Annotated in this window: 1 protein-coding gene; it reads right to left on the bottom strand. The window is 60.3% G+C overall.

Annotated features, from left to right (window positions below):
- On the bottom strand, positions 1–214 hold a 214-nt coding region (locus tag QN347_RS20155), incomplete at its 3' end, for a hypothetical protein (RefSeq protein WP_323494453.1).
- Positions 215–262 lie beyond the last annotated feature (48 nt).

Here is a 262-nt window from a genome sequence, read left to right as displayed (position 1 = left end):
CAGCAAGGCCGTAACAATGATTAGACGCTTGGCCACGAACAGCGCTGTCGGGTTCGAGTCGCACGTCTGTGTAGATGGCTGCCAGGTCGGGCGGCATCTGCTGCAATATTTGACTCGCCTGCATGTGATCGGCCATTTCGCTGGCCAAGGCGACGGCGAGTGAGTGATAGGCGCTGTCTTGAACGCTGCGAAGCGCCGCCAGTTGCAGCGCCATGGCACCGAGCACCCCGATGGCCGAGATGGCGGCTGTCTCTTATACACA

It is taken from the genome of Sphingomonas sp. 10B4 (assembly GCF_035019905.1).
In the GTDB taxonomy this organism is placed as follows: Bacteria; Pseudomonadota; Alphaproteobacteria; order Sphingomonadales; family Sphingomonadaceae; genus Sphingomonas; species Sphingomonas glacialis.
The sequence above is the reverse complement of the archived record's forward strand: the minus strand, read 5'-3'. Positions and strand labels throughout refer to the sequence as shown.